Consider the following 22981-nt stretch of genomic DNA (forward strand, 5'->3'; position numbering starts at 1 on the left):
GGGCCGTGCCGGATAACACCGTCGACGGGGCAACACAGAAAAAATCTGGCGAAAGGTTGTTCAAAAATCCACCAGTCCCGGTATGATCGCGCGCCCTGATGCACATGCCTGGTAACAACCGATGATGAAGCCCAACCTGATCGCCGCCGCCGAGATCGATCGCCTCGATACCTGGGCCAAGTACACCGCCCCGATGTGCGGCTCGTGCATGTCCAGCTGCTGCACTTTACCGGTGGAGGTCAAGATCAAGGACCTGATCCGCATTGGCATCGTCGACGAATTTGAGTTGGGCGACCCACCGAAGAACATCGCCAAGCGCCTGCAAAAGGAAGGGCTGGTGGAGCGCTTCAATCAGAAGTCAGGCATCTTCACGCTCCAGCGCATGAGCAACAACGATTGCTACTACCTGGATCGTAAGAGTCGCCTGTGCACCATTTATGACAAGCGCCCGGACACCTGTCGCAACCACCCCAAAATCGGCCCGCGGCCGGGGTATTGCGCGTACAAGCCCAAGGAAGTGGAGCGTGAGCGGGGTTCGCGCAGCATCGAGCGGTTCTGATCTGCCGATTGCTCCGACATGGCCAGGGTAACTTGGCCATAGGTTTGCGTCGCCATTTCCTATACGCCGCAAACTCCCGCCCGACAGAACAAACCCCGCGCAGTCATTAGTGTGGAGCATCATTTCTCTTGAGAAGATGCTCATGCATTATTTAAAGGCAACCGCCCAGGATCGTAGCGGCAACGGCAAGGCTGATGCCGTGCTCCTGCACTTTCACAATGGCCCGGCCAATCAGGTTCACGAAGCCTTCGCACTGGACATGTCCGCCGACGGCCTGATCGAGTTCGGCTTCGCCGGTGACATCGACGGCGACGGCAAGCAGGATTTTCAGGATCAATTGCTGCTGACTCGGTTTGCCGAGGTCTTCCTGAAGCTCAACTGGTTCAACGAGGGTGATAACTGGGAGCGGTATCTCAAGATCGCTGCCACTGACCACCAGGACGGCTCTCCCGACGTCGTCAGGCTTCAATTCAGCGAAGACGACGGTTCGCCCGGCACGGCCATTCGCATCCGACCTGCTGCGGCGTACGACGATGACAATGACGGCGAGCTGGACTCCTTTACCAATGGCGATGTGGATGGCGATGGGATTGCCACCAAGGCGGACAAGGTTTTGTTGCGCCAGATAGCAGAGGCCTATTTGGCGTTTCGGTGGTTTGATGTCTGACTGCTGATTTTTGCGGCGCCTGACACAACCCATCGCGAGCAAGCCCGCTCCCACAGGTTTTGTGTGCACCGCTGAGAGGTGTGCGAGCCTGCTCGCGATTTGCCGGCACAGACAATACAAACCCCAGACAAACAAAAACGCCCCCGGCCTTTCGACCGGGGGCGTTTTTATTCAGCCGGGCTTAGTTAGCCTTGGCTTTCTTGGCAGCGCGGGTACGCTCGCTTTCGTCCAGGATCTTCTTGCGAAGACGGATGGACTTAGGAGTGACTTCACACAGCTCGTCTTCCTGGATGTATTCCAGAGCCTGTTCCAGGGTGAAGCGAACAGGTGGTACCAGAGCGATGGTTTCGTCTTTACCCGAAGCACGCATGTTGTCGAGCTTCTTGCCCTTGGTAGGGTTGACGCCCAGGTCGTTGTCGCGGCTGTTCTGACCAACGATTTGACCGTTGTAGATCTCCTGGCCGTGTTCTACGAACAGCTTGCCACGAGCCTGCAGGGTTTCCAGGGAGTAGGTCAGTGCCTTGCCGGTTTCAACCGAAACCAGTACGCCGTTCTGACGACCGGACATGTGGCCGGACTTCACTGGAGCGTAACGATCGAAGATCGAGGTCAGGATGCCAGCACCGTTGGTCAGGGTCAGGAACTGGTTACGGAAACCGATCAGACCACGAGCAGGGATGTTGTATTCCAGACGCACACGGCCTTTGCCATCCGGCACCATGTTGCTCAGGTCGCCTTTACGCAGACCCATCTCTTCCATCACCTTGCCCTGGGATTCTTCAGGGATGTCGATGGTGACGTTTTCGAACGGTTCCTGCTTGACGCCGTCAACTTCACGAATGATCACTTCCGGACGGCCCAGGGCCAGTTCGAAGCCTTCGCGACGCATGGTTTCGATCAGTACCGAGAGGTGCAGCTCACCACGGCCGGAAACCTTGAACTTGTCAGCCGAGTCGCCTTCTTCAACGCGCAGTGCAACGTTGTACAGCAGCTCTTTGTCCAGACGATCCTTGATGTTACGGGAGGTCACGAACTTGCCTTCTTTACCGCAGAAAGGCGAGTCGTTTACCTGGAAGGTCATGGAAACGGTTGGCTCGTCGACGGTCAGAGGCTTCATCGCCTCGACGGTGTCCGGGTGGCACAGGGTGTCGGAGATGAACAGCTCGTCGAAACCGCTGATGCAGACGATGTCGCCGGCCGCAGCTTCTTCAACGTCGATGCGGTGCAGACCGTGGTGGCCCATCAGCTTCAGGATACGACCGTTGCGGCGCTTGCCGTCGGCGTCGATGGCGACAACCGGAGTGTTCGGATTGACGCGACCACGAGCGATACGGCCAACACCGATAACACCCAGGAAGCTGTTGTAGTCCAGTGCCGAGATTTGCATCTGGAAAGGACCGTCACGGTCAACTTTCGGCGCAGGAACGTGGTCGACGACCGCTTGGTACAGCGGGGTCATGTCTTCGGCCATGGCGGTGTGATCCAGACCGGCGATGCCGTTCAGGGCCGAGGCGTAAACAACCTGGAAGTCCAGTTGTTCGTCGGTAGCACCCAGGTTGTCGAACAGGTCGAAGATCTGGTCCAGAACCCAGTCAGGACGCGCGCCCGGACGGTCAACCTTGTTGATCACGACGATTGGCTTGAGGCCAGCTTCGAACGCTTTCTTGGTGACGAAACGGGTTTGCGGCATAGGGCCGTCTTGAGCGTCAACCAGCAGCAGAACGGAGTCGACCATCGACATTACGCGCTCTACTTCGCCGCCGAAGTCGGCGTGGCCCGGGGTGTCCACGATGTTGATGTGGTAGCCGTTCCAGTTGATGGCGGTGTTTTTCGCCAGAATGGTAATACCGCGCTCTTTTTCCTGGTCGTTGGAGTCCATCACGCGCTCGTCGTTGAGCTCGTTGCGCTCCAGGGTGCCGGATTGACGCAGGAGTTTGTCTACCAGGGTGGTTTTACCATGGTCAACGTGGGCAATGATGGCGATGTTGCGTAGATTTTCGATCACTTGTGTATCTCGATCAGAGGATTCGGTGTGCTGACAAGTCTTGGCAGCGATTAACAGTAGCGTCCGTGAAAGCCTTTACAGCTTTACGGTGGCGTCGGGGGGCCGGTGACGCAAGCCACAGGCAAACAGCCCCGGGCACTTAGCTCGGTCGATAAACGCGCACATTGGCATGCCCCTCACTGAGCAAATGGTGGGCATGCAGGCGACTCATCACGCCTTTGTCGCAATACAACAGGTACTGGCGAGTAGGGTCCAGTTCCTTGAAACGAGCGTTCAGAGCATAAAACGGCATCGTTTGTACCTCGATGCCAGCCAGTTGCAGCGGGTCATCCTCGGCGGCATCCGGATGGCGGATGTCGATCACGATCTGACCGGCCAGCGCGTCGCTGACTTCTTCAATTTGTACGTCCTGGCCCAGTTCATCGATCACACGATCGATCGGGACCAGCTTGGCGTTCTCAAGGGCGCGCTCAAGCACGGCCATGTCGAACTCTTTCTCTTCGTGCTCTACGCGGTGGCGCTTGGCAGCCGTCTTCGGATTGACCGAAATGACCCCGCAGTACTCCGGCATGTGCTTGGCGAAATCAGCGGTGCCGATTTCGTTGGCGGTATCGATGATGTCCTGCTTGTGGCTGGCGATCAGCGGGCGCAGCACCAGCTTTTCGGTGACACAGTCGATCACGGACAGGTTCGGCAACGTCTGGCTCGACACCTGGGAGATCGCCTCGCCGGTGACCAGGGCGTCGATATGCAGTCGATCAGCAATCTGCGAGGAAGCGCGCAACATCATACGCTTCAATACTACGCCCATATGACTGTTATCGACTTTGCCGAGAATTTCGCCCAACACTTCCTCGAACGGCACACTGACAAATAACACGCGTTGCGAGCTGCCGTACTTCTTCCAGATGAAATGCGCGACTTCCATGACGCCCAATTCGTGGGCACGACCGCCCAGGTTAAAGAAGCAGAAGTGGGCCATCAGCCCACGACGCATGATCTGGTAGGCCGCAACCGTGGAGTCGAAACCGCCGGACATCAGCACCAACGTCTGCTCCAGCGCACCCAGCGGATAACCACCGATGCCAGTGTGCTGGCTGTGGATGACAAACAACCGTTGGTCGCGAACTTCGATACGGACTTCGATTTCCGGCTTTTTCAGGTCGATGCCGGCGGCACCGCACTGACGGCGCAACTGGCTGCCGACATATTTTTCGATATCGATCGAGCTGAACGGGTGCTTGCCGGCGCGCTTGCAGCGCACCGAGAAGATTTTCCCGGCCAGTGCATCACCGTAGTACTGCTTGCACTTTTCGACGATGTCGTCGAAATCGCCCAGTGGATATTCGTCAATCTGCAGGAAGTGCGCGATGCCCGGCATGCAGCTCAGGCGCTCGCCCATCTCTTTCAGGGCCTTTGGGTCTTCTACGCGGGTGTCCAGCTCGAGGTTGTCCCACACGCCGTTCACCACCACAGCCGGGTCCAGGTCACGGAGCACGGCACGGATGTTTTTGGCCAACTGACGGATGAAACGCGTCCGGACAGGTCGGCTCTTGATGGTGATCTCGGGAAAGACTTTTACGATTAGTTTCATGAAAACAGCGCGCGCAGGGCCAGCCGAAAAAGGGGGGCGCGGATTATAGCGGAAATTGCTCAAGGTTTAACCAGTTAATGTGCAGAAGGTTTTGCGCGCACCAAAACAGGTCGTTTTCGATTGAAAGCGCCACATTGTAGGGCGATATTTTTCCTGTTTGGCGGCTTGAAGCCTTTATAAGCGTGAATTTGGGGCAAAAAACCCATGCTGGGGCACTGGCATGCAATTTGCTCCCTTGTGAGGCAGGTTGCCTTGGCAGAGTATTCGCGCCGGCATCACAAACATTATGGGCATCCACTACCCGCCCTAAGCCACCCCGGAGGACAGTATGTCGAAGTCGGTTCAACTCATTAAAGATCATGACGTCAAGTGGATTGATCTGCGCTTCACGGACACCAAAGGCACCCAGCACCACGTGACCATGCCAGCTCGCGATGCGCTGGATGAAGACTTCTTCGAAGTCGGCAAGATGTTCGACGGCTCCTCCATCTCCGGCTGGAAAGGCATCGAAGCTTCCGACATGATCCTGATGCCGGATGATGAAACCGCCGTTCTGGACCCGTTCACCGAAGAGCCGACCCTGATCCTGGTCTGCGACATCATCGAACCTTCGAGCATGCAAGGCTACGACCGCGACCCACGTGCGATCGCCAAGCGCGCCGAAGAGTACCTGAAGTCTACCGGTATCGGTGACACCGCGTTCGCAGGTCCGGAGCCAGAGTTCTTCATCTTCGACCAGGTGAAGTTCAAGTCCGACATCTCCGGCTCGATGTTCAAGATCTACTCCGAGCAAGGTTCGTGGATGTCCGACCAGGACATCGAAGGCGGCAACAAGGGTCACCGTCCTGGCATCAAAGGCGGCTACTTCCCGGTTCCACCGTTCGACCACGACCACGAAATCCGTACTTCCATGTGCAACGCGCTGGAAGAAATGGGCCTGACCGTCGAAGTTCACCACCACGAAGTGGCGACTGCCGGCCAGAACGAAATCGGCGTCAAGTTCAACACCCTGGTGAAGAAAGCCGACGAAACCCAGACCCTGAAGTATGTCGTGCACAACGTTGCCGACGCTTACGGTCGCACCGCCACCTTCATGCCGAAGCCTCTGTACGGCGACAACGGTTCGGGCATGCACGTACACATGTCCATCTGGAAAGAAGGCAAGAACACCTTCGCAGGTGAAGGTTATGCCGGCCTGTCCGACACCGCCCTGTACTTCATCGGCGGTATCATCAAGCACGGTAAGGCCCTGAACGGCTTCACCAACCCGGCTACCAACTCCTACAAGCGTCTGGTTCCAGGTTTCGAAGCTCCGGTCATGCTGGCCTACTCGGCTCGCAACCGTTCCGCTTCGATCCGTATTCCTTACGTGTCGAGCCCGAAAGCCCGCCGTATCGAAGCACGCTTCCCGGATCCGGCAGCCAACCCGTACCTGGCGTTCGCTGCACTGCTGATGGCTGGCCTGGACGGCATCCAGAACAAGATCCACCCTGGCGACGCAGCTGACAAAAACCTGTACGACCTGCCGCCTGAAGAGGCCAAAGAGATCCCACAAGTTTGCGGCAGCCTGAAAGAAGCCCTTGAAGAGCTGGATAAAGGTCGCGCGTTCCTGACCAAAGGCGGCGTGTTCTCCGACGACTTCATCGACGCCTACATCGCCCTGAAAAGCGAAGAAGAAATCAAGGTTCGCACCTTCGTACACCCACTGGAATACGAGCTGTACTACAGCTGCTGATCCGGTAGCGCCTGCGCAAGCGGCGTGACGAAAAAAGAGAGGCCTCCTTCGGGAGGCCTTTTTTATGCCCGCTATTAAATGGTACATGGAGAACCCTGTGGGAGCGGGCTTGCCCGCGATTGCGACCTGCCTGACACAGAAGACGCTGGATTTGCCGACGCCATCGCGGGCAAGCCCGCTCCCACAGTTTTTATCTGCGTGTGATTCGGGAAATCACTTCACAGTGTTAACGGTTTGAGATAACCACCCACCCTGACCTATGCTGCAACCCAATGCTTTCATTTCTGGTCGAGCTCATGGGTCGTGGTTTCTTTTGCATCCTGCTGTTGATCGCCCTGCCCGCCGCAGCGCAGATCTACAAGTACACCGATGCTGCCGGCAACACCGCCTACAGCAATCAACCGCCCGATGGCGTGAAGGCACAGCCGGTCGAACTGCCGCCCCTCAATCGCGTCGAGCGCCAGGCGCCAGTCGCGCCACCAGCCGAGGCGTCGGGCAGCGAACGACCGCTCAGTACGTACGAGGTGCTGGAGCTGACCCATCTGCCGACCACTGAAGCCCTGCGCGCCAACAACGGCACCTTCACCGTCAATGTGCTGATCAAGCCCAAGCTGCAAGGCCCACACTTATTCAGGCTGTTGCTGGACGATCAGCCCTATGGCCAACCGAGTAACGTGCCGATCCTGCAACTGGTCAACATCGATCGCGGCACCCACAGCTTGGCCGTTCAGGTGATCGACGGCGAAAAAGTCATCCAGCAGAGCCCCAGCGTAACCTTCACCCTGCAGCGGGTGCACACGCCGTGAATGCGTGGCTACTGATAGCCTGCTTGATCGCGCTGCCGGCATCAGCCGAGGTGTTCACTTACATCGATGCCCAGGGCAATCGAGTCTTCACCGATCAACCCGGTGCTGGAAACGCCAAGCGTGTGCCTCTGGCAACGAGCAACCGCATGTCCGCCGATCCGACCGGCGCGGCGCCGGTGAAGCCCAGTGCAAAAGCCGCCGCAAAGCCACCATTGCGCTATGACATGCTAAGGGTACTGGTGCCGGAGCCCGATGCCACGATTCGCAGCAGTACCGGTGAGCTGATCGTCAGCATCACCCATGAACCCGGCCTGCAACCGGGTCACCGCTACCGCTTGTTCCTCGATGGACAACCCACCGCCGAACCCGGCCAAAGTCCGGTGTTCGCCCTGAACAACATCGACCGCGGCAGCCATCAACTGTCCATTGAGATCCTCGATGCGCAGGGTCGCACGGTGGAGCGAACCCCCAATCAACCCTTTCACATGCAGCGCATCTCCCTTGCGCAGAAACGCAAAGTCCAGCCCTGCACGCTCACCGACTACGGCCAGCGACCGGAATGCCCCCTGAAGGACAAACCGGAACAGGAAAAAAATCCCTTCCTTCGCTTCTTCTGACGCCGTTCAGGTTCGCGCACTACAATGGTGCAAATGCATGCACGGTGCCCGGATGTCAGCCCATTTTGGTTCGAAAATACCCGCAAAAGCTGGCACAACGCCACAACATTGAGCGTCGAACGCACGTTTCAGGCCTTTAACGCTTCTTTTCGGAGCCTTGGTTTGGTTTTTGCATTTTCTCGGTAATCAGCGCTTATTCACGCGCGCGCCCTGCTCCAAAAGAGGTCCTGATGACCATTAGCGACGCACTGCATCGATTGCTACTCGACAACTTGACCACGGCAACCATTCTGCTCGATGACCAACTACGCCTCGAGTACATGAACCCTGCGGCGGAGATGCTGCTGGCGATCAGCGGCCAGCGTAGCCATGGACAGTTCATCAGCGAACTGTTCACCGAGTCCGCCGAAGCGCTGAACTCCCTGCGCCAGGCAGTCGAACAAGCCCACCCGTTTACCAAGCGCGAAGCGATGCTCACCGCCCTCACCGGCCAGACCCTGACCGTCGACTACGCGGTGACGCCCATCCTGGCCAACGGCGCCACCCTGTTGCTGCTGGAAGTTCATCCCCGCGACCGCTTGTTGCGGATCACCAAGGAAGAAGCGCAACTGTCCAAGCAGGAAACCAGCAAGATGCTGGTGCGCGGCCTTGCCCATGAAATCAAGAATCCCCTGGGCGGTATTCGTGGCGCCGCGCAACTGCTGGCCCGGGAGCTGCCGGAAGAAAGCCTGCGCGACTACACCAACGTCATCATTGAAGAAGCCGACCGCCTGCGCAACCTGGTCGACCGCATGCTCGGTTCCAACAAGCTGCCGTCGCTGGCCATGTGCAACATTCACGAAGTGCTGGAGCGCGTCAGCCAACTGGTCGAGGCAGAAAGCCAAGGCTGCATCACGCTGGTGCGCGACTACGATCCAAGTATTCCGGACGTCTTGATCGACCGCGAACAGATGATCCAGGCCGTATTGAACATCGTGCGCAATGCCATGCAGGCCATCAGCGGCCAGAACGAGCTGCGCCTGGGCCGCATTACCCTGCGCACTCGCGCCATGCGTCAGTTCACCATTGGCCATGTGCGCCACCGCCTGGTGACCAAGATCGAGATCACCGACAACGGACCGGGCATTCCTGCGGAACTCCAGGAAACCATTTTCTTTCCCATGGTCAGCGGTCGTCCGGACGGTACCGGACTCGGCCTGGCCATTACCCAGAACATCATCAGCCAGCACCAGGGACTGATCGAATGTGACAGCCATCCAGGCCACACCACGTTCTCGATCTTTCTGCCACTGGAACAAGGAGCCACATCGACATGAGCCGTAGTGAAACCGTGTGGATCGTCGATGACGACCGTTCTATCCGCTGGGTCCTGGAAAAAGCCCTGCAACAGGAAGGCATGAACACGCAAAGCTTCGACAGCGCCGATGGCGTGATGAGCCGCCTGGCGCGCCAGCAGCCGGACGTGATCATTTCCGACATCCGCATGCCCGGTGCCAGTGGCCTGGACCTGTTGGCGCGAATTCGCGAACAACACCCGCGGCTGCCGGTGATCATCATGACCGCGCACTCCGACCTGGACAGCGCTGTCGCCTCCTATCAGGGCGGCGCCTTCGAGTACCTGCCCAAGCCGTTCGACGTCGACGAAGCCGTGTCGTTGGTCAAGCGCGCGAACCAACACGCCCAGGAGCAGCAAGGCCTGGAAGTGGTTCCAACCCTGACCCGCACCCCGGAAATCATCGGTGAAGCCCCGGCCATGCAGGAAGTGTTTCGCGCCATCGGGCGCTTGAGCCACTCCAACATCACGGTGCTGATCAATGGCGAATCCGGTACCGGTAAAGAGCTGGTGGCCCACGCCCTGCACCGACACAGCCCGCGCGCGGCATCCCCGTTCATCGCGTTGAACATGGCCGCCATCCCGAAGGACTTGATGGAGTCCGAGCTGTTCGGCCATGAAAAGGGCGCGTTCACCGGCGCGGCCAACCTGCGTCGCGGTCGCTTTGAACAAGCCGACGGCGGCACGCTGTTCCTCGACGAAATCGGTGACATGCCAGCCGACACCCAGACCCGTTTGCTGCGGGTACTGGCGGACGGCGAGTTCTACCGCGTCGGTGGTCATGTGCCGGTGAAAGTGGATGTGCGCATCATTGCCGCCACCCACCAGAATCTGGAGACCCTGGTACACGCCGGGAAATTCCGCGAAGACTTGTTCCACCGTCTCAACGTCATCCGCATCCATATCCCACGGCTGTCGGACCGTCGCGAAGACATTCCAACCCTCGCCAAGCATTTCCTCAGCCGCGCCGCACAGGAGTTGGCCGTCGAGCCGAAGCTGCTGAAAAGCGAAACCGAGGAATACCTTAAAAACCTGCCGTGGGGCGGCAACGTCCGTCAACTGGAGAACACCTGCCGCTGGATCACGGTCATGGCTTCCGGTCGCGAGGTACACATCAGCGACCTGCCGCCAGAACTGTTGAGCTTGCCGCAGGATTCAGCGCCAGTGACCAATTGGGAGCAGGCGCTGCGCCAGTGGGCCGATCAGGCCCTGGCTCGCGGTCAATCGAGCCTGCTCGATAGCGCCGTACCGGCCTTCGAGCGAATCATGATCGAGACCGCACTCAAGCACACCGCTGGGCGTCGTCGTGATGCGGCGGTGTTGCTGGGCTGGGGACGCAACACCCTGACGCGCAAGATCAAGGAGTTGGGGATGAAGGTCGATGGTGGGGATGATGATGAGGGGGATGAGGGCTGAATAGCCTCTGGATCTTCATCGCCAGGTAAATCCAATCGCGGGCAAGCCCGCCCCTACAGGTTCACCGCTAACCCTGTAGGAGCGGGCTTGCCCGCGATGCTTTTGGGGCCGCATGCACCACCGCAAAGCACCCTGACCTGCAATCGCGCATGCCTCCCGACAGCAAAGCCCGCGATAAAACAGAGAAACTCCCACCACACAAAAACGCGAAAGCCCCGGTCTACGGGGCTTTCGGCATTTCCAACAGCCTTTGTATTGCAACCTGTTAAAACCTGGCACGCCCCCTGCAATAGTCCATTCAGTGATTCGATTCACTACCCGGTTTCGGGGACCTTGGTACAGGCAGGCCGGGGATTCCCCTCTTTACATCGGGCTCACACCGCCATCGCGACGAGCCCAACCCTTTTGGGGCCCTTGATACAGGCAGGTCAGGGGTTCCTTCTTTACACCGGGCTCACGATGCAACGCGCGAGCCCTGCCGTTTTGGGGACCTTGGTACAGGCAGGCCGGGGATTCCCTCTTTTATTGCTCACGGAGATGGATCTCCACTCGCCAGCGGTCATCGACCTCGCTACCGGACCATTCGCCCTGTAACGGTCGGGCCGCCACCACCGATAGCAACAAGCCTTCCTTACTCAACATCAGTCGCCAGTTCACACTCTTTTCATTGAGCTTGAGCTGGCCTTTTTGCGTCCGCCCCTGCGCATCGAACAACAACGCCAGGCTGCCGTCCACGAACTCGCCATGGGTCTTGGGCTCGTTGTTGAACCACACCACCAGTCCGTCGCTCGTCACCTCGACCGTTTGCAGCTCACTGGGTTCGGGCGTGGTCAGGCGACCGATCATCAAGCCCACCATCAACCCGAAAATCGCCAGCGAGCCCATCACCCGCGGGAATAGTTTCGAACGCTGGTCTGCTTGCGGCGTAGAATGCCCGTCATCTTTATTTGCGGAGCCGTGCATGTTTCACGTCATCCTTTTCCAACCAGAAATTCCGCCGAATACCGGCAACGTTATCAGGCTGTGCGCCAACAGTGGCTGCCACCTGCATTTGATCGAACCGCTGGGCTTCGAGATGGATGATAAGCGCCTGCGCCGGGCCGGTCTCGACTACCACGAGTATGCCACTCTGCAACGCCATGCTGACCTGGCCAGTTGCCTGGAAAGCCTGGGGCATCCGCGCTTGTTCGCCTTCACCACCAAGGGTTCGCGGCCGTTTCACGACGCCAGCTTCGCTGCGGGCGACGCATTCCTGTTCGGTCCGGAGAGCCGTGGCTTGCCAGCTGAGGTGCTCGACGCCCTGCCGGGCGAACAACGCCTGCGCCTGCCGATGCGCGAGGGCTGCCGTAGCCTGAACCTGTCGAACACGGTGGCCGTAGCGGTTTATGAAGCCTGGCGGCAGAACGACTTCAAGTAAGCCCAGAATCACTCTTGCCTGATAGAAACAATCGCGGGCAAGCCCGCTCCCACAGTGGACAAAGTGAGTCACAAATTGAGTGAACACCAAAAATCCCTGTGGGAGCGGGCTTGCCCGCGATTTTTAGCAGCGCCGCTTACTGAACGGTCGGGGTCTCGCCAGCCGCCTGCATGCGTTGCAGTTCCTGGGCATACAGCGCGTCGAAGTTCACCGGGGCCAGCATCAGCGCCGGGAACGAACCACGGGTCACCAGGCTGTCCAGGGTTTCGCGCGCGTACGGGAACAAGATGTTCGGGCAGAACGCGCCCAGGGTGTGGCTCATCGAAGCGTCGTCCAGGTTCTTGATCAGGAAGATCCCGGCCTGTTGTACTTCAGCGATGAACGCCACTTCGTCACCGTTTTTCACGGTCACGGACAGGGTCAGCACGACTTCGTGGAAGTCGGCTTCCAGTGCCTTCTGACGGGTGTTCAGATCCAGACCGACGCTCGGCTCCCATTGCTGGCGGAAGATCGCCGGGCTTTTCGGGGCTTCGAAGGACAAGTCGCGTACGTAGATGCGCTGCAGGGAGAATTGCGGTGCGCTATCGTCTTCGGCAGCTGCAGTGTTCTGTTGGTCAGTCATCTCAGATCCTTTCTGATCTCGGGGTCTAGTAGGGGAAACACTCAGGCCTTGAGCAGCGCGTCGAGCTTGCCGGCGCGCTCAAGGGCAAACAAATCATCGCAGCCACCCACGTGTCGCTCGCCTATCCAGATTTGCGGCACGGAAGTACGTCCGGCCTTCTGGGCCATGGCGGCGCGCACCTGTGGCTTGCCATCGACCTTGATCTCTTCGAAGGCCACGCCTTTATTCTCGAGCAGGTACTTGGCTCGCGAGCAGTAAGGGCAGTAATCGCTGGAGTAGACGACGACGTTGCTCATGTCACTTCACCAGCGGCAGGTTGTCGCCTTTCCAGCTGGAGATGCCGCCGGACAGCTTGGCGGCGGTGAAACCGGACTTCATCAACTCGCGGGCATGGGTGCCTGCGGTCTGGCCCATGGCGTCGACCAGGATGATGGTCTTGGCCTTGTGCTTTTCCAGTTCGCCAATGCGTGCGGTCAGCTTGTCGTGGGGAATGTTCAGCGCGCCAACGATGTGACCGGCGGCGTAGTCCTTGGCGGCACGGATGTCGATGACGACGCCGGCGTCCTTGTTGACCAGGCCGGTCAATTCAGCGGTGCTCAGGCTGCGGCCGCCGCCTTGCATCTGATAAGCGATCAGCGCTGCCAGCAGGATGACGAAAAGACCGACGAGCAGGAAGTGGTTAGTGGCAAATTCAATCAGGTGAGCAACCATCGAAGGAGGTTCCAGGGCGTTAAAATGTCGGCCAGTATACACAGCCACTATGGTGGGCCAAACCCCGTCCGGCGGTGACGTGGCCGGAACTTCGTTTTAAACTGCGACTCCTTTGCATCGCCCTCTTTTATTCAGCCACGAGTCGAATCCATGACTACCACGCCTAAACCTTTGGTCCTGATCATTCTCGACGGCTTCGGTCACAGCGACAGCCCAGAGTCCAACGCCGTGTTCGCGGCGAAGAAACCTGTACTGGACCGCCTGTGGGCCACGGTACCGAACGGCCTGATCTCGGGCAGCGGCATGGATGTCGGCCTGCCGGACGGCCAGATGGGCAACTCCGAAGTCGGCCACATGAACCTCGGCGCTGGCCGCGTGGTGTACCAGGACTTCACTCGCGTGACCAAATCGATCCGCGACGGCGAGTTCTTCGAGAACCCGACCATCTGTGCCGCCGTGGACAAGGCCGTGGCTGCCGGCAAGGCTGTGCACTTCATGGGCCTGCTGTCCGACGGCGGTGTGCACAGCCATCAGGATCACCTGGTGGCCATGGCCGAACTCGCGTTCAAGCGTGGCGCCGAGAAAATCTATCTGCATGCCTTCCTCGATGGTCGCGACACACCGCCCAAAAGCGCCGAGTCGTCCATCGAACTGCTCGACGCGACGTTCCAGGCCCTCGGCAAGGGCCGCATCGCCAGCATCATTGGTCGTTACTTCGCCATGGACCGTGACAACCGTTGGGATCGCGTGGCCCAGGCCTACAACCTGATTGCCGACGGCAAAGGCGAATACCACGCTGCCACCGCCCAGGACGGCCTGAAGGCGGCCTACGAACGAGGCGAGAGCGACGAATTCGTCAAAGCCACCTCCATCGGAGAACCGGTGAAGGTCGAAGACGGCGACGCCGTGGTGTTCATGAACTTCCGCGCCGACCGTGCCCGTGAACTGACCCGCGTGTTCGTCGAGGACGATTTCAAGGAATTCGAGCGCAGCCGCCAGCCGAAACTGGCCGGTTTCGTCATGCTGACCCAATACGCCGCCAGCATTCCTGCGCCATCGGCCTTCGCCGCCGGCAGTCTGGATAACGTGCTGGGCGACTACCTGGCAAAAAATGGCAAGACCCAGCTGCGCATTGCCGAAACCGAGAAGTATGCGCACGTCACCTTCTTCTTCTCCGGCGGGCGCGAAGAACCGTTCCCGGGTGAGGAACGCATCCTGATCCCGTCGCCAAAAGTCGCCACCTACGACCTGCAACCGGAAATGAGCGCACCGGAAGTCACCGACCGCATCGTCGACGCCATTGAAAACCAGCGTTATGACGTGATCGTGGTCAACTACGCCAACGGTGACATGGTCGGCCACAGCGGCGTGTTCGAAGCGGCCGTCAAAGCCGTCGAGTGCCTGGATCAATGCGTCGGTCGCATCGTCGATGCCCTGGAGAAAGTCGGCGGCGAAGCGTTGATCACTGCCGACCACGGTAACGTCGAGCAAATGGCCGACGAATCCACTGGTCAGGCCCACACCGCCCACACCACCGAGCCGGTGCCGTTCATCTATGTCGGCAAGCGTGACCTCAAGGTCCGCGAAGGTGGCGTGCTGGCGGACGTGGCGCCCACCATGCTCAAACTGCTGGGCCTGGAAAAACCGGCGGAAATGACCGGGACTTCGATCCTCGTCTGATCCTCTGATTGTTCTGGGGGAATAAGCCTGCTCGCGATAGCTATCTGACAGTCAACGTCAATGTTGAATGTGCAGAAGTCATCGCGAGCAGACTCGCTTCCACAGTTGTTTACAGGGTTTTTCGGGCCAGTTATCACACAGCCCCATTTGGGCGTTTTTTTTGCAGCGTATGGCGGGCATACTAGGCCGTCCCTAACCCTGGTGCCGCCTGTCTCTATGCTTCGCGTCCTGATAGCCCTTGCTCTGACTTGCCTGCTCCAACCGGCTTTCGCCGACGAGCGCGCGCAAACCCAACAACAGTTGGACGCCACGCGTCAGGACATTGCCGAGCTGAAAAAACTGCTGGGCAAGCTGCAGGAAGAAAAGTCCGGCGTCCAGAAGGACCTCAAGGGCACCGAAACCGAGATGGGCAAGCTCGAGAAGCAGGTCGAAACCTTGCAGAAAGAGCTGAAAAAAAGCGAAACCGAGCTGCAACGGCTCGATGCGGAGAAAAAAACTCCAGAGCGCGCGCACTGAACAGCAACGACTGATCGCCATCCAGGCCCGTGCGGCCTATCAGAATGGCCGTCAGGAGTACCTGAAACTGCTGCTCAACCAGCAAAATCCGGAAAAATTTGCCCGCACCCTCACCTATTACGATTACCTGAGCCAGGCCCGCCTGGAGCAGTTGAAGAACTTCAACGAAACCCTGCGCCAACTGGCCAATGTCGAAAAAGACATCGGCCTGCAGCAGGCGCAATTGCTGGTGCAGAAGAGCAGCCTCGACACCCAGCGCGATGAACTCGAGAAAGTCCGCAAGGAGCGCCAGCAAGTCCTGGCCAAGCTCAACGACGATGTAAAGGCGCGAGACCAGAAACTCGCCGCCCGCGAGCAGGATCAGGCAGACCTGTCTAAAGTCCTTAAAACCATCGAGGAAACCCTGGCTCGCCAGGCTCGTGAGGCAGAAGAAGCGCGACAAAAAGCGCTGATCGCCCAGCAGGAAGCCGAAAAAAAGCGTTTACGTGAGGCTCAGGCTGACGCAGATGCCAGCGACGCCCCACGGAAAACAACCAAATCGACACCCGGCGCGCTGGTTTCCAGTTCAGGTGAAACCTTCGGCGGCCCCTTTGCGTCAACTCGCGGCAAACTTCCATGGCCAGTTGATGGTCGATTGCTGGCACGTTTTGGTGAAACCCGTGGCGACGACTCGCGCACCAAGTGGGATGGCGTGATGATCAGCGCCTCCGCCGGCAGCCAGGTGCACGCCGTACACGGCGGGCGGGTGGTGTTCGCCGACTGGTTGCGCGGCGCCGGCCTGCTGGTGATCCTGGATCATGGCAATGGTTTTTTGAGTCTTTACGGTCACAACCAGACGCTGCTCAAGTCTGCGGGTGACGTGGTAAAAGCCGGTGAGTCCATCTCCACTGTCGGCAACAGTGGCGGGCAGGACACACCAGCGCTGTATTTCGCAATTCGTCAGCAGGGTCACCCCAGTGATCCGGCCCAATGGTGCCGCACGCAAGGATAAGCGTGCCGCCTAATTCAGGAGTTTGTTCGACATGCTGCATTTGTCTCGCCTTACCTCGCTGGCCCTGACGATCGCCCTGGTGATCGGCGCGCCCCTGGCGTTCGCTGCTCAACCGGCTGCGGCGGTCGCGCCTGCAGGCACTGCTGCAACCACCAAAGCGCCATTGCCGCTGGATGAGTTGCGCACCTTTGCCGAGGTCATGGACCGGATCAAGGCGGCCTATGTCGAACCGGTGGACGACAAGACACTGCTGGAAAACGCCATCAAGGGCATGCTCAGCAATCTCGACCCACACTCCGCCTACCTGGGCCCGGAAGACTTCGCTGAATTGCAGGAAAGCACCAGCGGCGAATTCGGAGGCCTGGGCATCGAAGTCGGCGCCGAAGACGGCTTTATCAAGGTGGTCTCGCCGATCGATGACACCCCGGCCTCGAAAGCGGGCATCCAGGCTGGCGACTTCATCGTCAAGATCAACGGCCAGCCTACTCGCGGCCAGAGCATGACCGAAGCCGTGGACAAGATGCGCGGCAAGATCGGCCAGAAGATCACCCTGACCCTGGTCCGCGATGGCGGCACCCCGTTCGACGTGACCCTGACCCGCGCCATTATCCAGGTGAAAAGCGTGAAGGCGCAGTTGCTGGAGTCCGGCTACGGCTACATCCGCATCACCCAGTTCCAGGTCAAGACCGGCGAGGAAGTCTCCAAGGCCCTGGCCAAGCTGCGCAAGGACAACGGCAAGAAGCTCAATGGCATCATCCTGGACCTGCGCAACAACCCGGGCGGCGTGCTGCAGGCGGCGGTGGAAGTCGTCGACCACTTCATCACCAAGGGCCTGATCGTCTACACCAAGGGCCGTATCGCCAACTCCGAACTGCGCTTCTCCGCCACCGGCAAGGACGAAAGCGAAGCAGTGCCGATGGTGGTACTGATCAACGGCGGCAGCGCCTCGGCGTCGGAAATCGTCGCCGGCGCCCTGCAGGACCAGAAACGCGCGGTGGTCATGGGCACCAACAGCTTCGGCAAGGGCTCGGTACAAACCGTGTTGCCACTCAACAACGACCGCGCCTTGAAGATCACCACGGCACTGTACTACACACCAAATGGTCGCTCGATCCAGGCCCAGGGCATCGTGCCAGACATCGAAGTGCGCAAGGCCAAGATCACCAGCGAGCAGGACAGCGAGTACTTCAAGGAAGCCGACCTGCAAGGTCACCTGGGCAATGGCAACGGCGGCGCGGACAAGCCAAGTGGTTCGAGCAGCAAAGCCAAGGCCATGCCGCAGGATGATGATTACCAACTGGCACAGGCCTTGAGCCTGCTCAAAGGTCTGAGCATCACTTCCGGCCGCTGAGATGCGCCTGCAGTTGCTCCTCGGCCTGTTGGCCTGCCTGGCGGGTGTTGCCCATGCAACGCCCGCCACCCCAACCCCGCAAAAGGCCTACCTGAGCCTGATCATCGATGACCTGGGGCAGAGCCTGCCCCGGGATCGCCGTGTGCTGGCCCTGCCCGGCCCAGTGACGGCGGCGATCATGCCCGACACGCCCCATGCCACCGAATTCGCCCGCGAAGCCCATCGCGCCGGCAAAACCGTCATCCTGCACATGCCCATGGACCCAGCCACCGGCCCGTTCGCGTGGCATCCCGAGTTACCTATCGAAGAACTGGAAAAACGCCTGAACGCGGCGTTCAAGAGGGTGCCCTATACCGCAGGCATCAATAACCACATGGGCAGCCGCATGACTGCACAACCTGCGGCCATGGCCTGGTTGATGGCGGATTTGCAGCAACGGCACAAGTTCTTCATCGACAGCCGTACCAGTGCTCAAACGGTGGCGGCGGCCCAGGCGCAGAAGATTGGCCTGGCGAGCGTTTCACGGGATGTGTTCCTGGACGATGAACGCACCGAGGCGGCGATTTTCACCCAGCTACAGACCGCGATAAGCCTGGCGCGCAAGCAGGGTTCGGCGGTGATGATCGGCCACCCTTACCCACAGACGCTGGCGGTGCTGGAGCGTGAGCTGCCCAAGCTCAAGGCGCAGGGCATTGACTGGATCGACATCAAGCTGATGATCAGCGTGCGCAGCAACAAGGCGATGGCGGGGCATGGGAAGGATGGGGTTTATCGCTGACTACTTGATACTGTTTTCCTGTGGGAGCGGGCAAGTCGAGTCGTCGCACCGCCGCCCCACAGGGAACAGAGTTAATCAGAGATACCGCGCCATGATCTCGTCGACGCCGCCATCCTTGCGCAACTGATCCAGCGCGGCTTGTAGTTTGGCGACGGTTTCGTCCGGCACGTCCTTGTTAAGCGCCAGGTACAACTCGGCACTGTTGAAGCGCAATACCGTCTTAAGCCCCGTCACGCCGTCCTGGCGCGCCAGGTAGCGCCCCGCCGGGTCACCGGTCGCCCACAGATCGATCTGGCCGCTGGTGAGTTTCTTCGCGTTGTCCTGATCGCGCAGTACGACAATCGGTTTCAGTCCCTGCTTGGCCAGGGTCTCGGCGATCGCATCACCTTTGTACGCACCGATCTTGTACTTGCGCGCATCGTCCAGGGTTTCCAGGGTGATCTTGCTGTCTGCCTTGGCCAGCATGATCCAGTCGTCCGGACCAATCGGGCCGACCCACTTGAACAGCTTCTCGCGGTCGGGCAGCCGCGCCATCACGAACACGCCATAACCCGGCTTCTCGAGGGCAAGCTTGTAGATGCGCTCCCAAGGGAATCGCAGCGTCAGACTGTAGGAAATTTCGGCGCGCTTGAAGATCTCGCGAACGATGTCGACGGCGATGCCGTTGATGTTCTCGTCCTGGGCAAAGTTCTTGCCGTTCTTGGCCATGTTGTAGGGCGGGAAGTTTTCCGTGAGCAACACCAGATCGGCATCGGGATTCCCTGCCGAGTGGGCTCCATTGACGAACAGGAGGGAAACGCTGGCGAGAGCAAGAAGCAGGCGTTTGATCATGTCAGGCTACCGAAATCCATGGCGTACCCAAGAGTGCCCTGAGCGTGTGGCGCTGTCTACTGGCCTTTTGATCTCATTGCACAGCAAAGCCTCGGAACATCGTGTTCCGAGGCTTTGGCAGTCAGCGCATGACGATACCGCGATGGGCCATATAGGCCTTGGCTTCCTGCACGGTGTATTCACCGAAGTGGAAAATGCTGGCCGCCAATACCGCACTGGCATGGCCTTCGAGAATACCGTCGGCCAGGTGTTGCAGGTTGCCGACACCACCGGAAGCGATCACCGGAATACCCAGCGCATCGCTGATCGCACGGGTTACGCCCAAGTCGAAACCGTTTTTCATGCCGTCCTGGTCCATGCTGGTCAGGAGGATTTCACCGGCTCCCAGGCCTTCCATCTTTTTCGCCCATTCGACGGCGTCGAGACCGGTCGGCTTGCGGCCGCCGTGGGTGAAGATCTCCCAGCGCGGCGTTTCGCCTGGCCCGGATACCTTTTTTGCGTCGATGGCCACGACGATGCACTGCGAACCAAAATGCTGCGCCGCTTCGCCGACGAACTCCGGGTTGAATACTGCGGCGGTGTTGATCGAGACCTTGTCCGCGCCCGCATTGAGCAAATTACGGATGTCCTGCACGGTGCGCACACCACCGCCGACGGTCAGCGGGATGAACACCTGGCTAGCCATGCGCTCGACAGTGTGCAGCGTGGTGTCCCGGCCATCGACGCTGGCAGTGATGTCGAGAAAGGTAATCTCGTCGGCACCCTGCTCGTCATAACGACGGGCGATTTCCACCGGATCGCCGGCATCGCGGATGTTCTCGAACTTCACACCTTTGACGACCCGGCCGTTGTCTACGTCCAGGCAGGGGATGATGCGCTTGGCTAAAGCCATAGGCTTAATCTCCGATTAAGAGTTGCAAGCTTCAAGCTACAAGCTGCAAGTAGAAGCAGATCGCGTCGCGCTTCTAACTTGCAGCTTGGAGCTTACAGCTTGGAGCTGGCCGCGTAGCCATCACAGAACGCTTGAGCCTCAGCGACATCCAGAGTGCCCTCGTAAATCGCGCGGCCTGTAATCGCGCCGATGATGCCGGGTGCGCGGGCGTCGAGCAGCGACTTGATGTCACCCAGGTTGTGGATGCCACCGGACGCAATCACCGGGATCTTCGTGGCAGCGGCCAGCGCGGCGGTGAACGGTACGTTGCAGCCCTGCATCATGCCGTCTTTGGCAATGTCGGTGTAAACAATGGCGGACACGCCATCGGCTTCGAACTGCTTGGCCAGGTCGATCACCTGAACGGTGCTGATTTCAGCCCAGCCGTCGGTGGCGACGAAACCGTCCTTGGCGTCGAGGCCGACGATCACCTTGCCCGGGAACGCACGGCAGGCTTCGGTAACGAAGGCCGGGTCTTTCACGGCCTTGGTGCCGATGATCACGTAGCTCACGCCTGCCTTGACGTAGTGCTCGATGGTTTCCAGGGAACGGATGCCCCCACCAATCTGGATCGGCAGATTCGGGTAGCGCTTGGCGATGGCCGTGACCACCTCACCGTTGACCGGCTGACCTTCGAAGGCGCCGTTCAGGTCGACCAGATGCAGACGGCGGCAACCGCCCTCCACCCACTTGGCAGCCATGCTCACCGGGTCATCGGAGAACACCGTGGAATCTTCCATGCGGCCCTGGCGCAGACGAACACAGGCACCGTCTTTAAGATCGATAGCGGGAATAATGAGCATGCTTTTTCCTTCGTCAAAAGAGCTGCTAGCTGCAAGCCATAAGCTGCAAGCGAGCGGCACACAAGTTCTTGCAGCTTGAAGCTTGCGGCTTGCAGCTGCTAATTCTTTTCAAGCGCCCACAAGTCGCTTTCGATGCTTTCGAACCTCTCCTTGAGGTGCGCCTGCACATCGAAAATCGCCCTGTTGTAATAATGCGGAGCAATTTCACGGGTAAACAGCTCAAGGATTTCGGCCGCTTCGAACGAACCCAGGTCCAGTTCGAAGCGATCCTCCATGAAGCGCTGGATCTTTTGATTGGCCTCACGCTCCTGTTCGGGCGTGAGGGTCAGGATCGGCGGCTTCTTCTTGACGGCCATTTACCAGCGCCCGTCCCACGCCGCGAAGTTCTGCAGCAATTGCAGGCCATGGGTATGGCTTTTCTCGGGGTGGAACTGCACCGCGAAACGCGAGCCATCGGCCAGCGCGGCGGCGAAATCGACACCGTAGTGACCGCTGCCCACCACCTGTCGCGCGTTGGCGGCGGCGATGTAATAGCTGTGCACGAAGTAGAACCGCGCCATGTCTGGAATGTCATGCCACAGCGGGTGATTGACCGCCTGCTTGACCTGGTTCCAGCCCATGTGTGGCACTTTGAGGTGCTCGCCGTCTTCGTGCAGGTCCTTGCCGAAGAACTTCACTTCACCGGGAAACAGACCGATGCAGTCGACGCCGCCGTTTTCTTCGCTGCTGTCGAGCAAGGCTTGCATGCCCACGCAGATACCGAGGAACGGGCGGTCCTGGCTGACTTCACGCACCAGCGTATCGAAGCCCAGGCGACGAATCTCCGCCATGCAATCGCGAATTGCGCCAACACCCGGGAATACTACCCGGTCGGCTTCGCGAATGACGTTGGCATCGCTGGTGATCAGCACCTTGCCGGCACCCACGTGCTCGAGGGCCTTGGCCACCGAGTGCAGGTTACCCATGCCGTAATCGATTACCGCAACCGTCTGCATTACAGGACGCCCTTGGTCGATGGCATCTGACCGGCCATGCGGTCATCGAGCTCGACGGCCATGCGCAGGGCGCGGCCAAAGGCCTTGAACACGGTTTCGATCTGGTGGTGGGTGTTGTGGCCGCGCAGGTTGTCGATGTGCAGCGTGACGTTGGCGTGGTTGACGAAGCCCTGGAAAAACTCCTGGAACAGGTCAACGTCGAAACCGCCGACGGTGGCACGGGTATACGGAACATGCATCTGCAGGCCCGGACGGCCAGAGAAGTCGATGACCACGCGCGACAGCGCTTCATCGAGCGGCACGTAGGCGTGGCCGTAGCGACGAATGCCTTTTTTGTCACCGATAGCCTGCGTGAACGCCTGGCCCAGGGTGATACCGACGTCTTCCACGGTGTGGTGGTCGTCGATATGCAGGTCGCCCTTGCTGACGATATCCAGGTCGATCAGCCCGTGACGGGCGATCTGGTCGAGCATGTGCTCAAGAAAAGGAACACCGATGTCAAACCGGGCCTTGCCGGTGCCATCCAGGTTGATCGAGGCTTTGATCTGGGTTTCCAGAGTGTCGCGCTCGACAGACGCCTTACGTTCGGCCATCACCAGCTCCGCAAAATCATTGGGCGAAAA

23 protein-coding genes and 1 pseudogene are annotated in these 22981 nt (G+C 59.4%); 12 read left to right on the top strand and 12 right to left on the bottom strand.

Translation table 11 applies throughout. From position 1 onward, the window contains the following. The first annotated feature begins 121 nt into the window (after nt 1–121). Nucleotides 122–559 carry a YkgJ family cysteine cluster protein gene (locus AB4N64_RS23350; protein ID WP_460118914.1) on the top strand — a complete coding sequence of 146 codons (438 nt, stop codon included), beginning with the start codon at nt 122–124 and terminating at the stop codon, nt 557–559. A 142-nt stretch (nt 560–701) separates the two neighbouring features. Continuing rightward, complete coding sequence (locus tag AB4N64_RS23355) at nt 702–1226, top strand: hypothetical protein (protein ID WP_460118916.1); 525 nt, start codon at nt 702–704, stop codon at nt 1224–1226. Nucleotides 1227–1407: 181 nt separating this feature from the next. Here the strand turns inward: AB4N64_RS23355 and typA are convergent, their stop codons facing one another. Both typA and thiI read right to left on the bottom strand, forming a co-directional pair. Then, the gene (gene typA / locus AB4N64_RS23360; protein WP_460118918.1) at nt 1408–3231 is read right to left on the bottom strand and encodes a translational GTPase TypA; all 1824 of its coding nucleotides are present in this window, start codon (nt 3229–3231) and stop codon (nt 1408–1410) included. A gap of 139 nt (nt 3232–3370) precedes the next feature. Continuing rightward, nucleotides 3371–4825 (bottom strand): tRNA uracil 4-sulfurtransferase ThiI, encoded by a 1455-nt coding sequence (gene thiI, locus AB4N64_RS23365; protein WP_460118920.1) that lies wholly within the window; start codon nt 4823–4825, stop codon nt 3371–3373. Between the two features lie 328 nt (nt 4826–5153). Here thiI and glnA point away from each other — a divergent pair, with 328 nt between their 5' ends. The 5 genes from glnA to ntrC all read left to right on the top strand — a co-directional run bounded on the left by glnA (nt 5154) and on the right by ntrC (nt 10732). Further along, nucleotides 5154–6560, top strand: coding sequence for a type I glutamate--ammonia ligase (gene glnA / locus AB4N64_RS23370; protein WP_460118922.1), 1407 nt, complete (start codon nt 5154–5156; stop codon nt 6558–6560). A gap of 296 nt (nt 6561–6856) precedes the next feature. Further along, nucleotides 6857–7366 carry a DUF4124 domain-containing protein gene (locus AB4N64_RS23375; protein ID WP_460126853.1) on the top strand — a complete coding sequence of 170 codons (510 nt, stop codon included), beginning with the start codon at nt 6857–6859 and terminating at the stop codon, nt 7364–7366. Continuing rightward, nucleotides 7363–7983, top strand: a complete 621-nt coding sequence (locus AB4N64_RS23380) for a DUF4124 domain-containing protein (RefSeq protein ID WP_460118924.1) — start codon at nt 7363–7365, stop codon at nt 7981–7983. The genes AB4N64_RS23375 and AB4N64_RS23380 overlap by 4 nt, the downstream gene beginning before the upstream one ends. Nucleotides 7984–8213: 230 nt before the next feature. Next, entirely contained in the window at nt 8214–9299 is a 1086-nt protein-coding gene (gene glnL / locus AB4N64_RS23385) for a nitrogen regulation protein NR(II) (protein WP_460118926.1), read from the top strand. Then, nucleotides 9296–10732 (top strand): nitrogen regulation protein NR(I), encoded by a 1437-nt coding sequence (gene ntrC / locus AB4N64_RS23390; RefSeq protein ID WP_460118927.1) that lies wholly within the window; start codon nt 9296–9298, stop codon nt 10730–10732. The genes glnL and ntrC overlap by 4 nt, the downstream gene beginning before the upstream one ends. 522 nt (nt 10733–11254) lie before the next feature. On the opposite strand, the gene AB4N64_RS23395 is transcribed toward ntrC, so the two are convergent. After that, nucleotides 11255–11695, bottom strand: a complete 441-nt coding sequence (locus AB4N64_RS23395; RefSeq protein WP_460118930.1) for a hypothetical protein — start codon at nt 11693–11695, stop codon at nt 11255–11257. On the opposite strand from AB4N64_RS23395, the gene trmL reads away from it, so the two are divergent. Further along, nucleotides 11694–12149: a tRNA (uridine(34)/cytosine(34)/5-carboxymethylaminomethyluridine(34)-2'-O)-methyltransferase TrmL gene (gene trmL, locus AB4N64_RS23400; protein WP_460118932.1), complete on the top strand. Its 456-nt coding sequence runs from the start codon at nt 11694–11696 to the stop codon at nt 12147–12149. The two genes, AB4N64_RS23395 and trmL, sit on opposite strands and share 2 nt — an antisense overlap. A 136-nt stretch (nt 12150–12285) precedes the next feature. On the opposite strand, the gene secB is transcribed toward trmL, so the two are convergent. From secB to AB4N64_RS23415, 3 genes are read right to left on the bottom strand one after another with little or no spacing between them, the layout of a single operon-like run. Next, the gene (secB, locus tag AB4N64_RS23405) at nt 12286–12771 is read right to left on the bottom strand and encodes a protein-export chaperone SecB (RefSeq protein ID WP_460118934.1); all 486 of its coding nucleotides are present in this window, start codon (nt 12769–12771) and stop codon (nt 12286–12288) included. Nucleotides 12772–12812: 41 nt separating this feature from the next. Beyond that, nucleotides 12813–13067, bottom strand: coding sequence for a glutaredoxin 3 (gene grxC, locus AB4N64_RS23410; protein ID WP_192307535.1), 255 nt, complete (start codon nt 13065–13067; stop codon nt 12813–12815). Between the two features lies 1 nt (nt 13068). Beyond that, on the bottom strand, nt 13069–13482 hold the full coding sequence (locus tag AB4N64_RS23415) for a rhodanese-like domain-containing protein (RefSeq protein WP_460118936.1): 414 nt from the start codon (nt 13480–13482) through the stop codon (nt 13069–13071). 150 nt (nt 13483–13632) lie between these two features. On the opposite strand from AB4N64_RS23415, the gene gpmI reads away from it, so the two are divergent. From gpmI to AB4N64_RS23435, 4 genes and pseudogenes are all read left to right on the top strand, one after another. Further along, entirely contained in the window at nt 13633–15162 is a 1530-nt protein-coding gene (gene gpmI, locus AB4N64_RS23420; protein ID WP_460118938.1) for a 2,3-bisphosphoglycerate-independent phosphoglycerate mutase, read from the top strand. A 216-nt stretch (nt 15163–15378) separates the two neighbouring features. Further along, a pseudogene (locus AB4N64_RS23425) lies at nt 15379–16669 on the top strand (murein hydrolase activator EnvC family protein). Between the two features lie 31 nt (nt 16670–16700). After that, on the top strand, nt 16701–18020 hold the full coding sequence (locus AB4N64_RS23430) for a S41 family peptidase (protein WP_460118939.1): 1320 nt from the start codon (nt 16701–16703) through the stop codon (nt 18018–18020). Between the two features lies 1 nt (nt 18021). Further along, nucleotides 18022–18798 carry a divergent polysaccharide deacetylase family protein gene (locus tag AB4N64_RS23435; RefSeq protein WP_460118941.1) on the top strand — a complete coding sequence of 259 codons (777 nt, stop codon included), beginning with the start codon at nt 18022–18024 and terminating at the stop codon, nt 18796–18798. A gap of 75 nt (nt 18799–18873) precedes the next feature. On the opposite strand, the gene AB4N64_RS23440 is transcribed toward AB4N64_RS23435, so the two are convergent. The 6 genes from AB4N64_RS23440 to hisB form a co-directional block, all read right to left on the bottom strand. Further along, complete coding sequence (locus tag AB4N64_RS23440; protein ID WP_460118943.1) at nt 18874–19629, bottom strand: substrate-binding periplasmic protein; 756 nt, start codon at nt 19627–19629, stop codon at nt 18874–18876. A gap of 121 nt (nt 19630–19750) precedes the next feature. Then, nucleotides 19751–20521, bottom strand: coding sequence for an imidazole glycerol phosphate synthase subunit HisF (hisF, locus tag AB4N64_RS23445; protein ID WP_007897430.1), 771 nt, complete (start codon nt 20519–20521; stop codon nt 19751–19753). Nucleotides 20522–20613: 92 nt separating this feature from the next. After that, nucleotides 20614–21363, bottom strand: coding sequence for a 1-(5-phosphoribosyl)-5-[(5-phosphoribosylamino)methylideneamino]imidazole-4-carboxamide isomerase (hisA, locus tag AB4N64_RS23450; RefSeq protein WP_460118945.1), 750 nt, complete (start codon nt 21361–21363; stop codon nt 20614–20616). Between the two features lie 98 nt (nt 21364–21461). Continuing rightward, nucleotides 21462–21719 (bottom strand): DUF2164 domain-containing protein, encoded by a 258-nt coding sequence (locus AB4N64_RS23455; RefSeq protein ID WP_460118946.1) that lies wholly within the window; start codon nt 21717–21719, stop codon nt 21462–21464. Next, the gene (gene hisH, locus AB4N64_RS23460) at nt 21720–22358 is read right to left on the bottom strand and encodes an imidazole glycerol phosphate synthase subunit HisH (protein WP_460118948.1); all 639 of its coding nucleotides are present in this window, start codon (nt 22356–22358) and stop codon (nt 21720–21722) included. It abuts the gene before it with no gap. Further along, entirely contained in the window at nt 22358–22951 is a 594-nt protein-coding gene (gene hisB / locus AB4N64_RS23465) for an imidazoleglycerol-phosphate dehydratase HisB (protein WP_024778052.1), read from the bottom strand. Before hisB ends, hisH begins: the two co-directional genes overlap by 1 nt. Nucleotides 22952–22981: the final 30 nt, after the last annotated feature.

This window comes from Pseudomonas sp. S2_C03 (genome assembly GCF_054668405.1).